This window comes from Dietzia sp. PP-33 (genome assembly GCF_033790845.1).
Classification (GTDB): Bacteria; Actinomycetota; Actinomycetes; order Mycobacteriales; family Mycobacteriaceae; genus Dietzia.
Map to the genome: position 1 here is coordinate 152,056 of NZ_JAMYEI010000005.1, position 14,955 is coordinate 167,010.

The 14,955-nt window shown below is 69.0% G+C and carries 10 protein-coding genes; 4 read left to right on the top strand and 6 right to left on the bottom strand.

The window, feature by feature from the left end; genetic code table 11:
* Window positions 1-44 precede the first annotated feature (44 nt).
* Both glgX and treY read left to right on the top strand, forming a co-directional pair.
* Entirely contained in the window at window positions 45-2,189 is a 2,145-nt protein-coding gene (gene glgX / locus NJE57_RS10675; RefSeq protein WP_319028387.1) for a glycogen debranching protein GlgX, read from the top strand.
* A gap of 2 nt (window positions 2,190-2,191) precedes the next feature.
* On the top strand, window positions 2,192-4,717 hold the full coding sequence (treY, locus tag NJE57_RS10680; protein ID WP_319028388.1) for a malto-oligosyltrehalose synthase: 2,526 nt from the start codon (window positions 2,192-2,194) through the stop codon (window positions 4,715-4,717).
* Between the two features lie 12 nt (window positions 4,718-4,729).
* On the opposite strand, the gene NJE57_RS10685 is transcribed toward treY, so the two are convergent.
* Together NJE57_RS10685 and NJE57_RS10690 are read right to left on the bottom strand one after the other, a co-directional pair.
* Window positions 4,730-5,095 carry an RNA-binding S4 domain-containing protein gene (locus NJE57_RS10685; protein ID WP_319028389.1) on the bottom strand — a complete coding sequence of 122 codons (366 nt, stop codon included), beginning with the start codon at window positions 5,093-5,095 and terminating at the stop codon, window positions 4,730-4,732.
* 165 nt (window positions 5,096-5,260) lie between these two features.
* Window positions 5,261-6,187, bottom strand: a complete 927-nt coding sequence (locus NJE57_RS10690; protein WP_319028524.1) for a type IV toxin-antitoxin system AbiEi family antitoxin domain-containing protein — start codon at window positions 6,185-6,187, stop codon at window positions 5,261-5,263.
* A 349-nt stretch (window positions 6,188-6,536) separates the two neighbouring features.
* Here NJE57_RS10690 and NJE57_RS10695 point away from each other — a divergent pair, with 349 nt between their 5' ends.
* Window positions 6,537-7,211, top strand: a complete 675-nt coding sequence (locus tag NJE57_RS10695; RefSeq protein ID WP_319028390.1) for a nitroreductase — start codon at window positions 6,537-6,539, stop codon at window positions 7,209-7,211.
* Between the two features lie 46 nt (window positions 7,212-7,257).
* Here the strand turns inward: NJE57_RS10695 and NJE57_RS10700 are convergent, their stop codons facing one another.
* Both NJE57_RS10700 and NJE57_RS10705 read right to left on the bottom strand, forming a co-directional pair.
* Window positions 7,258-7,497 (bottom strand): hypothetical protein, encoded by a 240-nt coding sequence (locus NJE57_RS10700; protein ID WP_319028391.1) that lies wholly within the window; start codon window positions 7,495-7,497, stop codon window positions 7,258-7,260.
* Between the two features lie 4 nt (window positions 7,498-7,501).
* Window positions 7,502-8,179, bottom strand: coding sequence for an IMPACT family protein (locus NJE57_RS10705; protein ID WP_319028392.1), 678 nt, complete (start codon window positions 8,177-8,179; stop codon window positions 7,502-7,504).
* Window positions 8,180-8,247: 68 nt separating this feature from the next.
* On the opposite strand from NJE57_RS10705, the gene treZ reads away from it, so the two are divergent.
* On the top strand, window positions 8,248-10,062 hold the full coding sequence (gene treZ, locus NJE57_RS10710; RefSeq protein WP_319028393.1) for a malto-oligosyltrehalose trehalohydrolase: 1,815 nt from the start codon (window positions 8,248-8,250) through the stop codon (window positions 10,060-10,062).
* Between the two features lie 7 nt (window positions 10,063-10,069).
* Here treZ and ilvA read toward each other — a convergent pair whose 3' ends face one another.
* Together ilvA and dnaE are read right to left on the bottom strand one after the other, a co-directional pair.
* Window positions 10,070-11,344, bottom strand: coding sequence for a threonine ammonia-lyase IlvA (gene ilvA / locus NJE57_RS10715; protein WP_319028394.1), 1,275 nt, complete (start codon window positions 11,342-11,344; stop codon window positions 10,070-10,072).
* Between the two features lie 42 nt (window positions 11,345-11,386).
* Entirely contained in the window at window positions 11,387-14,941 is a 3,555-nt protein-coding gene (gene dnaE, locus NJE57_RS10720) for a DNA polymerase III subunit alpha (RefSeq protein WP_319028395.1), read from the bottom strand.
* Window positions 14,942-14,955 lie beyond the last annotated feature (14 nt).

The window sequence follows — 14,955 nt, forward strand, 5'->3', positions numbered from 1 at the left end:
GCCGGTGCACGGTCGCGTGTCGCGATAACCACTACTGTTGGGCTGTGACCAACGACGACGCGCAGCAGTCCGCACCAGAGCTCATCCGTGCCTGGCCTGGTACCGCCTTCCCCCTCGGTGCGACCTACGACGGGACCGGTACCAACTTCTCCCTGTTCTCCGAGGTCGCCGAGCGCGTCGAACTCTGCCTGATCGACCGGGAGGGCGTGGAGACCCGCGTCGAGCTCACCGAGGTCGACGGCAACATCTGGCACTGCTACCTGTTCGGCGTGACACCCGGCCAGCGATACGGCTTCCGCGTGCACGGGCCGTACGAGCCCGAACACGGGCTGCGCTGCGACCCCTCCAAGTTGCTGCTCGACCCGTACGGCAAGGCCTTCGACGGCGAGTTCGACGGAGACCCGAGCCTGCACAGCTACGACCTGGACGATCCCGAGCAACGCAACACCGAGGACTCGCTCGGCCACACCATGGTCACCGTCGTGATCAACCCGTACTTCGACTGGGGCAACGACCGTGCGCCCGGTCACGAGTACCACAACACGGTGATCTACGAGGCCCACGTCAAGGGCATGACCGCCACGCACCCCGACATCCCCGCAGAGATGCGCGGCACCTACGCGGGCATGACCCACCCGGCGATCATCGACTACCTGACCGACCTCGGCGTGACGGCGATCGAGTTGATGCCGGTCCACCAGTTCATGCAGGACCAACGCCTGGTGGACATGGGGTTGCGCAACTACTGGGGATACAACAGCTTCGGGTTCCTGGCCCCGCACAACGAGTACGCGTTCGCGAACAAGCCCGGTGACGCGGTGAGCGAGTTCAAGGCCATGGTCAAGGCGTTCCACGACGCCGGCATCGAGGTGATCCTCGACGTGGTCTACAACCACACCGCCGAGGGCAACCACCTGGGCCCCACGATCGGCTTCCGCGGGATCGACAACCAGGCCTACTACCGGCTGGTCGAAGGCGACGAGCAGCACTACATGGACTACACGGGCACCGGGAACACCCTCAACGTCCGACACCCGCACTCCCTGCAGCTCATCATGGACTCGCTTCGGTACTGGGTGCTCGACATGCACGTCGACGGCTTCCGGTTCGACCTCGCCTCCGCCCTGGCGCGAGGGCTACACGACGTCGACCGGTTGTCGTCGTTCTTCGATCTGGTCCAACAGGACCCGGTCGTGAGCCAGGTCAAGCTGATCGCCGAGCCGTGGGACGTCGGCGAGGGCGGCTACCAGGTCGGCAACTTCCCGCCGCTGTGGACCGAGTGGAACGGGCAGTTCCGCGACACGGTCCGCGACTTCTGGCGGGGTGAACCGGCCACGCTCGGCGAGTTCGCCTCGCGACTGACCGGTTCCTCGGACCTGTACGAGAACACCGGTCGCCGCCCCACCGCCTCGATCAACTTCGTCACTGCCCACGACGGCTTCACCCTCAACGACCTGGTCAGCTACAACGAGAAGCGCAACGAGGCCAACGGCGAGGACGGCAACGACGGCGAGAGCCACAACCGCTCCTGGAACTGCGGTGTCGAGGGACCCACCGACGATCCGGAGGTGCTGAGCCTGCGTCACCGGCAGCGCCGCAACATGCTCACCACCCTGATCCTGTCGCAGGGGACGCCGATGATCGCCCACGGCGACGAGATCGCCCGCACGCAGGACGGGAACAACAACGTCTACTGCCAGGACAACGAGCTCGCCTGGATGAACTGGGAGCTCGACGAGGAGAAGGAGGACCTCCTCGAGTTCACCCGCCGGCTCGTCCGGTTGCGCAGGGACCACCCGGTGTTCCGCCGCCGCCGGTTCTTCGGCACCGTGCTCCGCGACGACGAGGACCCCCAAGACATCGCGTGGTTCAGCCCCGACGGCTCGGAGATGACCCGCAAGGACTGGGACTCCGGCTTCGGCAAGTCACTGGCCGTCTATCTCAACGGCGAGGGCATCCACGAGCCGGACGTACGCGGCCAGCGGATCATCGACGACTCGTTCCTGATGCTGTTCAACGCCCACCACGAGCCCATCGAGTTCTCGCTGCTGGGTTCCGAGTACGCCGAGAGCTGGGAGGTCGTCCTGGACACCGCGGACCACCTCGAGGAACGCGCGGGCGAGTTGGGCTCGGACGAGACGATCACCGTGGCCGACCGCGGCACGATCGTGCTGCGCAAGGTCAGCTGATCGTGGCCGCCGCGGACCTGCGCGAGACCGGGCCGCTGCGCCGGGGCACCGCGCTGGCGAGCACCTACCGCCTCCAGCTGCGCACGCCGGCCTCCGACCCCGACGGCCGCGGGTTCACCCTGGCCGACGCCGAGGAGCTGGTCCCCTATCTCGCCGACCTCGGTGTGGGGTCGGTGTACCTCTCCCCCGTGCTGAGGGCCACCCCCGGTTCGACCCACGGCTACGACGTGGTGGACCCGACCATCGTCGCCGAGGAACTCGGCGGGATCGATGCGCTGCGGTCGTTGCGGCGGGCGTGCCGGGCCCACGGGCTGGGCGTCGTCGTGGACATCGTGCCCAACCACCTGGGCGTCGACCAGCCGGCGGCCAACCCATGGTGGTGGGATGCGCTGCGGCGTGGCCCTGAGTCACCGCACTTCGCGTTCTTCGACTTCGACACCGAGCCCGGCAACGGGGTGGACGGCCGGATCGCGATCCCCGTGCTCGGCTCACCGGACGACGTCGAGCAGCTCGTCGTCGTCACCCCCACCGACACCGGCTCCGGTACCGAGTCCGGCTCCGGCGAGGCCGGTTCAGCTGAGGCCGGTTCAGCTGAGGCCGAACTCCACTTCTACGACCACCGCTTCCCGGTCGCCCCGGGCACCGGGGAGGGCACCGGGGAGGGCACCGCGCAGCAGGTCCACGACCGGCAGCACTACCGGTTGGTCCACTGGCGGGAGCCGCTCCTGGGTTACCGACGGTTCTTCACCGTCACCGGCCTGGCGGGCCTGCGGCAGGAGGACCCCGCGGTCTTCGACGCCACCCACGCCGAGGTGCGCCGCTGGTGCGAGGAGGACCTGGTCGACGGCATCCGTGTCGACCACCCCGACGGACTCGCCGACCCGGTCGGGTACGCGCGTCGGCTCCGAGAACTGGCCGGCGACGACCGGTGGCTGCTGGTGGAGAAGATCCTCGCCCCCGGAAGTGAGTCGACCCCGCCCGAGGTACTCGAGCCCGCCATGGGTGTCGACGGGACCACCGGCTACGACGCCCTCCGACTGATCGACCAGATGCTGGTGGACCACAGCGGGCGGGCCCGGTTGTCCGAGATGGCCACGCGGTACTGCGGCGGCCCCGGCGACGAGGAGCAGGTCCACGAACAGTCCACGCGGCTCAAGCGGACTATCGTCACCGAGGACCTGGCCCCCGAGCTGGCGCGCCTGGCCCGCGCGGTGCGGCGCGACGCCGCCGCGGGACCGGCGCCGGACGAGGTGGACCGTGACCGGACGGGTGGTGACGACGATGAGGCCGCGCTCCGCGAGGCGCTGGTCTCGGTGATCGCGCACACGCCCGTCTACCGCGCCGACTATCCCGTCCTGCGCGGCACCCTCCCGGCGATCCTGGAGGACCTGCAGCACCAGAGGCCCGAGCTGTCGTCAGCGCTCCGGCTGGTCGCGGGGGCACTCGCGCGCGAGGGTGAGGCCTCGATCCGACTGGCACAGGTCACCGGCGCGGCCACCGCCAAGGCCGAGGAGGACCGCCTGTTCTACCGGCTCGGTCGGCTCGTGTCGCTCAACGAGGTCGGCGGCTCACCGGGGCGCATGGGCATTCCGGTGGGGGCCTTCCACCTGTCGATGGCCGAGCGCGCCGTCGCCACTCCGCTGGCGATGACCGCGCTCAGTACGCACGACACCAAGCGGGGCGAGGACGTGCGGGCCCGGATCTCGGTACTCTCGCAGCTGCCCGATGAGTGGGCGGAACTGGTCGCGGAGGTGTTCCGGGCGTTCCCGCCGCCCGCGGAGGACGCCGGGTACTTCCTGCTCCAGGTGATCGTGGGCGTGTGGCCCGAGTCGGGCGGCCCGGGCGAGGACCTGCGGAGCCGCCTTCACGACTACGCGGAGAAGGCGCTGCGAGAGGCGGCCGTGCACACGACGTGGACGGAGCAGGACGGGGACTTCGAGTCCGACGCCCACCGGTGGATCGACACACTGCTCGACTCGGGCGGCGCGCTGCTGGCCCCGTTCGTCGAGCGCATCGCCCCCGCCGGCCGCGACAACTCCCTGATCGCCAAGGCGACCCAGCTGCTGTCCCCCGGCGTCCCCGACGTCTACCAGGGCACGGAGGTGTGGGAGGACTCGCTGGTCGACCCGGACAACCGCCGGTTCGTGGACTATCGCCCCCTGCGCTCCGGAGCGGTCGCCCGCAGCGGACACCCCAAGTTCGTGCTGGTCCGCGAGGCGCTGCGGATCCGGCGGGCGCACCCTGAGGACCTGGCGGGTGGCGCGCACCTTCCGCTGCCGGTGCAGGGCCCCGCTGCGGCCGACGTGGTGGCGTTCACCCGCTCCGTCGCCGGCCGGCCGGCGGTCGGCATGATCGCCCGGCGGCGCACCGCGGTGGTCGGCGCCGCAGACGTCACCGGGACGTCGGTCCAGCTCCCGGACGGTGAATGGGTTGTGCGCCCGGACGGCCCGTCGATCTCCGGACGCGTGGACGTGGGCGACCTACTCAGCGGGTCGCCGGTCGTGCTGATCGTGCGCGAGGCCGACTGACGGCTTCGCCGCCTACCCGCGCCCCTGCAGCCGGTCGGTCTCCCTGCGCTCCCTCTTGGTGGGCCGTCCCGCTCCCCTGTCCCGCCGGGGCTGCGAGGCCAGGACCTCCTTGGGCGGGGGCGGGGGCGAGTGGTCGATATAGCAGGTCGCGGCCACCGGGGCGCCCACTCGTTTACTGACGGTACGGACCACCTCGAGGATGCGGATCCGGCCGAGGGCGCCGGTCACCTGGACGCGGTCGCCGGGGACGACGCTCTTGGACGGCTGGACCGCGTCGCCGTTGACCTTGACGTGCCCGCCCCGGCAGGCGGCCGCCGCCTTGGTACGCGACGGGAACAGTCGCACCGACCACGTCCACGCGTCCACCCGCACTCCCATACGGCGAGGATAGCGAGCCCCGTTTTCGTGGGAGGGTCCGCGGCAGTGCGATTCACCCATCGGATTGCGATCCACCCATCGGATTGCGATCTACCTATCGGATTGCGATCTACCTATGGAGATCCGAAGGCGGATCGCATTCTGATGGGTGGATCGGGGGAAAGGTCAGGCAGCGGCGGCGTAGAGCACGCGCCTGACCCGCTCGGCGAGGAAGCGGGGTTGGTCGAGATCAGCCCACCGCCAGTGGAGCACCCGATACCCGAGCGCCACGAGTTCTGCATCCCTGTCCTTCTCCATCCCTAGCCGACGCCGGGTGTCTGCGGGAGTCGCGCCGTCGAAATACTTCCCGAAGCCATCACATTCACCGATCACCCCGTACTCGCGCCACAGGAAGTCGACACGAGCTATCCGATTGCCGTGCGTATCGACGATGTTCGCCTGCAGCTCGGGTTCGGGAAGACCGAAGTCGGTGAAGGTCAGCCGACTCAACGTCTCGGCCACGCTCTCGCTCCGTCCATCGACCAATCCCATCGCCACCCGGGCCTTCCTGACACCGGACCTCCCGGCCGAGTGCAGGACAGCACGCTCGAGCGATGCGGCACCGGCGAGCCCGCTGTTGATCGAGGCATCCGCTATTGCCACGGCTGCATCTCGCCCGGCGGTGAGCGCGATATCCGTCACCGTTCGCTCCGGTCCGGTCACCCTGAGCCCGCTGAGGTCGATGATGTCGTCGTCGCCGAGGGGCACGGTGTGGTGCTTGATCAGACGCGTCGAACGAGTGCGTGAGGTCTGGCCCGGCGCCGAGACCGCGACCCTCCTCAGCGGAAGCCCCCAGGACGGAAGCCCCAGGATCAGAGCCGCCGATGCGTGCGAGAACACCGGTGAGTCGCGCGCCATGTCGGCCGCCAGAACCGACAGCAGGTGTTTCTCTTCGCGCCCGAGTCCACGAGCCGCCCGACCCACGTAGAACCCGGGCCGCAGGCGGATCAACTCGCCGGATGCGGTTGCTCGACTCAGCGCCTGCGGCGTCATCCCCTGCCCCAGGAGCTTTTCCGTGGTCTGGACCAGCGGACGTAGCTCATCGATCGTCATCACGGGTCGATCATGGCGAAGGAGCTGACGCGATCTCGGCCAGAGACCGCAGCATCGGCCCGGCCTGTGGAGGCGGACCGGCCTGTGGAGAATCCGGCCTGGTTCGGCGCCCAGTACGCGCCAGCCAAGTCTGGCGAGACTCACCTATCGCATCGCGATTCACACATGGAGGTCCGCAGGTGAATCGCAGATAGCGAGGTGAATCGTTGGAGCATGTCCGACGCGGGCCTGTCCGGCACCAGCACGTCGGACACGGGCCCGTCCATCGGGGGCGGCATGCTGCCCCGCATGCCCGAACAACTGCGTGCGAGACTGGGATCACAATCCCGCGAGTGCTCCTGGAGGGCCCATGACCGACGCCGCCGACACGCTCGAGCGCATCCTCGACGACCGCTACAGCTGCCGGGGGTTCACGTCCGAGCCCGTCCCCGAGGAGACGATCGACCGGATCCTGCAGATGGCCCAGCGAACGGCGTCCTGGTGCAACTCGCAGGCGTGGCAGGTCGACCTGGTGACCGGGCAGGCGACCGCCGAGTTCGGCAAGCACCTGACCGAGTACGTGCTGGCCAACGGCATGCGCTCGGATCTGCCCGCGCCCGAGCGCTACGAGGGCGTGTACGGCGAGCGGCGGCGGGCCAGCGGCTACGGCCTGTACACCGCGCTGGGCATCGAGCGCTCCGACAAGGACGCCCGGTTGACCCAGATGCTGGAGAACTACCGCTTCTTCGGCGCCCCACACGTCGCGGTGATCACCTCGGACGCGGGTCTGGGCACCTACGGCGCGGTGGACTGCGGCGGCTACGTCGCGACATTCCTGGCCGCGGCGTCCTCGCTGGGCGTGGCCACCTGCGCGCAGGCAGCCCTGGCGCTGTACTCGGACGGTGTCCGCGAGCACCTGGGAATCCCCGAGGACCGCCTGATCGTGTGCGGGATCGCCTTCGGCTACGCCGACCCGGAACATCCGGCCAACACGTTCCGGGCCGATCGCGCGGACCTCACGGACGTGGTCCGCCGCCACGGCTGACCCGGGACCGCCCGCGGAGAGGCGGGACCGCCCGGCGTGGGGCGGATCAGCGCAGTTCGCCCCTGGTGGGCGGCTTGCCCGAGATGGCCTTGCGGACCTTGTTCCCGTTGTAGATCGCCACGATCCCGGCCAGGATCGCCACCACGGTGAAGAACGAGCTGGCGAACAGCGCGATCGGCAGCGCCACAGCGGTCACACCAAGCGCGATCGCCGTGGTGCGCGCATCCTTGCGCACCTGCTGCTTCTGCTGCTCGATGGAGTTCGGCTGGTAGGGCTGCATGCTCATACCGTCAGGATTCCATATCCCGGCGACTCGCCGCGTTCTCGGTGGTCGCCACCCCCGCAGGCTCCCACTCGACCCCTCCAGAGCTCCGGGCCGCCAGGATCGGCCCCAGCACCTCGATGTCCCCGGCGACGGTCAGCGCGACCCGGCGGCCGTACTCCACACCGAGCACCTGAGCCCCCGCCGCACGCACCGCGCCCTCGAGCCCCCCGGCCAACGCGTGGTCGAGGTCCGCGCGCCATGCCGGGGTCCGGGTCACCTCGACGACCCGCCCGTCCCGCCACGCCTGCTCGACCGCCGCCGACACCGCCGCGCCGTACGCCCGCACGAGCCCTCCGGTCCCGAGCTTGGTACCACCGAACCACCGCACGACCACCGCGCCCACCCCGGTGAGTCCACTGCCGCGCAGGACCTCGAGCATGGGGGTCCCGGCGGTGCCGGAGGGTTCGCCGTCGTCGTTGGAGCGCTCGATCCGGCTGGACCCGGGCACGTCCACGAGGAAGGCACTGCAGTGGTGGCGCGCCGCCGGATGGGCGGACCGGAGATCGGCGGCCAGCGCGCGGGCGACCTCCTCGTCGTCGCACCTCCTCAGTACGGCGAGGAACTTCGAGCGCTTCTCCTCGTACTCGCCGGTGACGTCCTGGCCGGCGGACAGCCTGAGCACGCGGGTCCCGGGGGCGGTCATGGGACCAGTATCGCGTCATCCGGAATCGCCCGCCCCGCCGCTACGCGGATTTCCCTACCCTGGGCACCGTGACCTCCCCCAGCGAACAGACCTCCCCGGCCACCGGCGACTCCCCCGGCCCCGACACGTTCTCGGTCTGGGCGCCGCAGGCCCGTGCGGTCGGCCTGGTCCTGGACTCCGCCGACTCCGAACCGGTCCCCATGGACCACGCCGCCGGCGGGTGGTGGTCCTCGGACGTCGTGCGGGATCAGGGCAGGGACTACGGATTCGTGGTGACGGGCGACGACGACGAGGTCAGCGATCCGCGTCCCGACCCGCGGTCCACCCGCCAGCCGGACGGCGTGCACGGGCTCTCGCGGGTGCACCGGGTGGACGCCTCCCGGTGGACCGATCACGCGTGGACCGGTCGGCAGCTGGCCGGGTCGGTCCTGTACGAGATGCATGTGGGCACGTTCTCGACCGGCGGAACCCTGACCAGCGCCATCGAGCATCTGGACGAGTTGGTCGAGCTGGGCGTCGACATGGTCGAGGTCATGCCCGTGAACGCCTTCAACGGAGAGTACGGCTGGGGCTACGACGGGGTCGCGTGGTTCGCGGTACACGAGCCGTATGGTGGACCGGACGCGTTCCAGCAGTTCGTGGACGCCTGCCACGCGCGCGGCCTGGGCGTGTGCCTGGACGTGGTCTACAACCATCTGGGCCCGTCGGGGAACTATCTGCCGCAGTTCGGGCCGTATCTGTCCGCCGCCGACGGGCCCTGGGGATCGGGGCTCAACCTGGACGGTGAGCACTCCGGCGAGGTGCGGCGCTACATCATCGACAACGCGCTGCGCTGGTTCGACGAGTTCCACGTGGACGCCCTGCGCCTGGACGCGGTGCATGCACTGCACGACTCCTCTGCCGTGCATCTGCTCGAACAGTTGACGGTGGAGGTCGAGTCTCTGGCCACTCACCTGGGGCGGCCGCTGTCACTGGTGGCGGAGTCGGACCAGAACGACCCGCGACTGGTCACCGCCCGGGAGGGCGGCGGGTACGGACTCCAGGGCCAGTGGGACGACGACGTGCACCACGCCGTGCACGCCGCGGTCTCCGGTGAACGACAGGGCTACTACTCCGACTACGGCTCACTCGCGGCGCTGCGGCAGGTCCTGACCGGGGCGTTCCTGCACGCCGGGACGTACTCGTCCTTCCGGGGACGCGTTCACGGCCGCCCGGTAGACGTGGGCCGGGTGCCGGGCAGCCGGTTCGTGGCTTACACCCTGACCCACGATCAGGTGGGAAACCGTGCCGCCGGCGACCGCCCCTCCATGAACCTGACCCCGGCGCAGCAGCTGGCCAAGGCGGCGATCGTGCTGTGCTCGCCGTTCACGCCGATGCTCTTCCAGGGCGAGGAGTGGGGCGCGGGGACCCCGTTCTGCTTCTTCACGTCCCACCCCGAGCCCGAGCTGGCCGACGCGGTTCGCCGGGGCCGGACCCGCGAGTTCGCAGAGATGGGGTGGGATCCCGACACGGTCGCGGACCCGCAGGACCCGGACACCTTCCGTCGCTCCGTACTCAACCGGTCCGAGCAGGCAGAGGAGCCGCACGCCGGGATCCTGCGGACCTACCGCCAACTGATCGCCCTTCGCCGGGCCCACCCCGAGCTCAGCGATCCGTGGCTGGGGCCGGTCCGCGTGGAGTGCGGCGTCAAGGCCGACGACGACCGCTGGCTGGTGGTCCACCGGGGGCAGTTGGCGCTGGTCGTCAATCTGGGCACCGAGCCGTGCCGGATACCGGTGACTGGCGAGGCGCTGCTGGCCTCGGGTGCGGTGACCGACGAGGATTCGGTGTTCTGCCAGGCGTTCGGGTTCGCGGTGGTGCGCTCCCGTCGACAGACCGGCTAGAGCCGGGTCAGGTCAGGTATTCGTACGCGGCCGTCCCGGGTTCGAGCCGCTCGCAGTCGATGCGCGAGGCCTCCATCCGCTCGAGCAGGGAGTGCAGCCCGGTGGCGGATCCCAACTCGATGCCCACGAGCGCGGCGCCGTACTCCCGGTTGTTGCGCTTGAGGTACTCGAACTGGGTGATGTCGTCTTCCGGGCCCAGCACCTCGTCGAGGAACCGTCGAAGCTGGCCGGGCTCCTGGGGGAATTTCACCAGAAAGTAGTGCTTGAGCCCCTGGTGCACCAGGGAGCGTTCGATGATCTCGCTGTAGCGCGAGACGTCGTTGTTGCCGCCGGAGACGATGCAGACGACGGTCGCACCCTCGTCGATCTCGAGCTGGTCCAGGGCCGTCACGGCCAGCGCGCCGGCGGGTTCGGAGATGACCCCCTCGTTCTGGTAGAGCTCGAGCATCGCGGTGCACACCGCGCCCTCGTCCACCGTGAGGACCTGGATCCGCTCGGTCATCGACGCGATCACCCCGAACGGGAAGTCGCCGATCCGGGCCACCGCCGCGCCGTCGACGAAGGTGTCCACGGTGTCGAGGGTGACCGGCTCCCCCGCCTCGAGCGCCCTGGTCAGGGAGGGGGCACCGGCGGGCTCCACCGCGATGACCTTGCAATCGGGCGCGTACTCGGCCAGGTACGTGGCGAGGCCGCCGACCAGACCGCCGCCGCCGACGGGCACCACCACGGCGTCGGGGAGCTCGTCGAGCTGCGCCAGGATCTCCGCCGCGATGGTTCCCTGGCCGGCCATGGTGTCCGGGTGGTCGAACGGCGGGACCATCGTGGCTCCGGTCCGCTCGGCGTCGGCGCGGGCGGCGGTCTGGGCGGCGTCGAAGTTCGTGCCGGTGACCACCAGCTCCACCCAGTTCCGACCGTGGGCGAGGATCCGGTCGCGCTTCTGCTTGGGAGTGTTGGTGGGAACGTAGATGCGGCCGTTGATCCCGAGGCTCCGACACGCGAAGGCCACGCCCTGGGCGTGGTTGCCGGCGCTCGCGGTCACCACGCCCGCGCTGCGTTCGTCGCTGGTCAACTGCGACATCAGGTTGTAGGCGCCCCGGATCTTGTACGACCGGACCGCCTGCTGGTCCTCCCGCTTGAGCAGGATCGTCGCCCCGGTCTGCTCGCTCAGCCGCTCGCTCGGGTGCAGGTCGCTCGCGAGAATCACATCACCGATACGGCGGGCGGCGGTGTCGATGTCGTCGGGGGTCACGACCTGGGTCTCGGCGGAATCGGTGACGGTCACGTCGACCAGTGTTCCACCGTGCCGGTCACCACCGCCAACCGGTCATCCGGTGAGGCAACCCGGCCCGAGCAGCGCCTTGAGATCACCCATGAGTGAGGACGACGTCTCGACCCGCAGATGGTCGTCCAGACGCAGCACCGTCGAGGAGTTCCCGTTGACCAGCCGCAGATGGACGTCCGACGGCCCGGGGTGTCGGCCCAGGACGTTCTTGAGGGCGGTCACGGTCTCGATGGTGCACATCCGCGTGGGCAGCGTGAGCGCCAGCGGGGCACCGTTGCCGCCCACGACCAGGTCGGGCACCTCCAGGGTGTCACCGAAGACGGAGACACGGTCCTCACGGATGTTGATCCGGGCCTTGACTAGGACCACCGCGTCCTCCGCGATGTCCAGGGCCGCGAGCCGGTACGTCTTGGGGAAGAACAGCACCTCGACGCTGCCGTGGAAGTCCTCGATGGTGACGATCGCCCAGGGCTCGCCGTTCTTGTTGACCCGGCGGTCGACACCGGAGATGATCCCGCCGATCGTCACGGCGGTGCCGTGAGGCAGTTCACCCTCGTGGATGGTGGCGATCGACGTGTCGGTCTTGGCGGCGAGAGCGGACTCCAGCCCGTCCAGCGGGTGGCCTGACACGTACAGACCGAGCATCTCCCGCTCGAGCGCCAACTTCTGCTTGATGTCCCATTCCTCGTCGGGAACCCGTACCGCGAACACGTCGCCGAAGGACGAAGCTACGTCCCCGTCGTCGTCGTCTCCTCCACCGAACAGGTCGAACTGGCCCACCGCCTCGGCCTTCTTCGTGGACATGACCGATTCGACGGCATCTGCGTGGACCAGGAACAAGCCCTTGCGTGGATGCTCCAGGGAGTCGAACGCGCCGGCCTTGATCAGCGACTCGGTGACCTTCTTGGTGCACGCGGTCTGGTCGATCTTGGCCAGGTAGTCGGAGAAATCGGTGAACGGCCCCTTCTCCTTCCGCGCGGTCACGACGGAGTCCACCACGTGGGAGCCGACGTTGCGGACCGCGCCCATGCCGAAGCGGATGTCCGTGCCCACCGAGGCGAAGTTGGTCAGCGACTCGTTGACCGAGGGCGGCAGGACCCGGATACCCATCTGCCTGCAGTTGGAGAGGTACAGCGCGGCCTTGTCCTTGTCGTCACCCACCGAGGTGAGCAGGGCGGCCATGTACTCGGCCGGGTAGTTGGCCTTGAGGTAGCCGGTCCAGAAGGAGACCAGTCCGTAGCCGGCGGCGTGGGACTTGTTGAAGGCGTACGAGGCGAAGGGCTCGATGGTGCCCCACAGGGCGTCTACCGCGTCCTTGGAGAAACCCCGCTCGAACATGCCGCCCGAGAACTTCTCGTACTCGGCCGCCAGGACCTCCGCCTTCTTCTTGCCCATGGCCTTGCGGAAGCCGTCGGCCTCACCGGCCGTGTATCCCGCGAGCTCGCGGGAGATGGCCATGATCTGCTCCTGGTACACGATCAGGCCGTGGGTCTCACCGAGGATCACCCTCAGCGGCTCCTCGAGCTCCGGATGGATGGGCACCAGCTCTTGTTTGCCGTTCTTGCGGTCCGCGTAGTTCCAGTGCGTTCCCATGCCCATGGGGCCGGGGCGGTACAGCGCGAGGGCGGCCACGATGTCGTTGAACCCGGTGGGCTTCATGCGCTTGAGCAGCTCGCGCATGCCGCCGGAGTCCAGCTGGAACACGCCCAGGGTGTCGCCGCTGGCCAGGAGGTCATAGGTGGCCTGGTCGTCGGTGCTCAGCGTGTCGAGGTCGATCTCCTCGCCGCGGTTGAGCTTGATGTTCTCCAGGCAGTCGCCGATCACCGTGAGGTTGCGCAGCCCCAGGAAATCCATCTTGAGCAGGCCGATGTCCTCGCAGGAGGGGTAGTCCCACCCGGTGATGAGGGCGCCGTCCTGGGCTCGCTTCCACATGGGGATCACGTCGAGCAGGGGCTCGGAGGACATGATCACCGCGCACGCGTGGACGCCCGCCTGGCGGACCATGCCCTCGAACCCGCGCGCCGTGTCGTAGATCCGCTTGACGTCGGGGTCCGTCTCGAGGAGCTGACGCACCTCGGAGGCTTCGCCGTAACGCTCGTGTTTGGGGTCGGTGATGCCCGAGAGCGGGATGTCCTTGGCCATGACGGCGGGCGGCAGCGCCTTGGTGATCCTGTCCGCGATCGCGTACCCGGGCTGACCAAAGTTGACGCGCGCGGCGTCCTTGATGGCGGCCTTGGTCTTGATAGTGCCGAAGGTGATGACCTGGGCGATCTTGTCCGCGCCCCACTTGTCGCTGGCGTAGCGGATCATCTCGCCGCGCCGCCGGTCGTCGAAGTCGATATCGATATCGGGCGCGGACGGTCGCTCGGGGTTGAGGAACCGCTCGAACAGCAACCCGTGCTCGATCGGGTCGATGTTCGTGATCTTGAGGGCGTACGCCACCAGTGCTCCGGCGGCGGACCCGCGACCCGGGCCGACCTTGATGCCGATGGAACGGGCGTACTCGATGAGGTCGCCGACCACGAGGAAGTACCCGGGGTACCCCTTGCCCTTGATCACCTCGAGCTCGAACTCCGCGCGGTCGAGGTACTCCTGCGGGACGCCGTCCGGGAAGCGCCACTCCAGACCCTTCCGAACCTCCTTGGCAAGCCAGGTGTCCTCCGTCTCGCTCTCGGGCACCGGGAACTTGGGCATCCGGTCCTTGGGGGCCCAGATCTCGTCGTAGGGCTGAACGCGCTCGGCGATCCACAATGTGTTGTCGCAGCCGCCCGGGACCTCGGAGTCCCATTGGGCCCGCATCTCGTCCGCGGACTTGAGGAAGTACCCGTCACCGTCGAACTTGAAGCGGTTCTCGTCGGCGAGCGTCTTGCCGGTCTGCACGCAGAGCATCGCCTCGTGCGCGTGCGACTGTTCGCGGGTGACGTAGTGGCAGTCATTGGTCACCAGCGGCGGCATCCCCAGGTCCTTGCCGAGCTTGAGCAGGTCCTCCCGGACCCGCCGCTCGATGTCGATGCCGTGGTCCATGAGCTCCAGGAAGAAGTTGTCCTTGCCGAAGATCGACTGCCACTTCTCCGCCGCCTCGTAGGCCTCCTTCCGGTGGCCCAGGCGCAGGCGGGTCTGGATCTCGCCGGAGGGGCAGCCCGACGTGGCGATGATCCCCTCGGAGTGCTCGGCCAGGATCTCCGCGTCCATGCGGGCCCACTTGCCCAGCTGGCCCTCATACGAGGCGAGTGAGGAGAGCAGGAACAGGTTGCGCAGGCCGGTGGCGTTCTCGGCGACCATGGTCATGTGGGTGTAGGCGCCCGAACCGGCGACGTCGTCGCCCTTCTGGTGCTTCTCGCCCCACAGCACGCGCTTCTTGTTGAACCTCGACTCGGGGGCGACGTACGCCTCGATCCCGATGATCGGTGTGATGCCGGTCTTCTTGGCCTGCCTGTAGAAGTCCGAGGAGCCGTACATGTTGCCGTGGTCGGTCATCCCCACCGCCGGCATTCCGAGTCGCTTCGCCTCGGCGAACAACGGGTCGATCTGCGCCATCCCGTCCAGCATCGAGAACTCGGTGTGATTGTGCAGATGCACGAACTGGGAACCGCCCACGCAGCATTCCTCCT

Coding starts and splice junctions, on each gene's coding strand:
- NJE57_RS10690 (WP_319028524.1), bottom strand. CDS start 6,187: ATGACGATCGATGAGCTACGTCCGCTGGTCCAGACCACGGAAAAGCTC.
- NJE57_RS10695 (WP_319028390.1), top strand. CDS start 6,537: ATGACCGACGCCGCCGACACGCTCGAGCGCATCCTCGACGACCGCTAC.
- NJE57_RS10700 (WP_319028391.1), bottom strand. CDS start 7,497: ATGAGCATGCAGCCCTACCAGCCGAACTCCATCGAGCAGCAGAAGCAG.
- NJE57_RS10685 (WP_319028389.1), bottom strand. CDS start 5,095: ATGGGAGTGCGGGTGGACGCGTGGACGTGGTCGGTGCGACTGTTCCCG.
- NJE57_RS10705 (WP_319028392.1), bottom strand. CDS start 8,179: ATGACCGCCCCCGGGACCCGCGTGCTCAGGCTGTCCGCCGGCCAGGAC.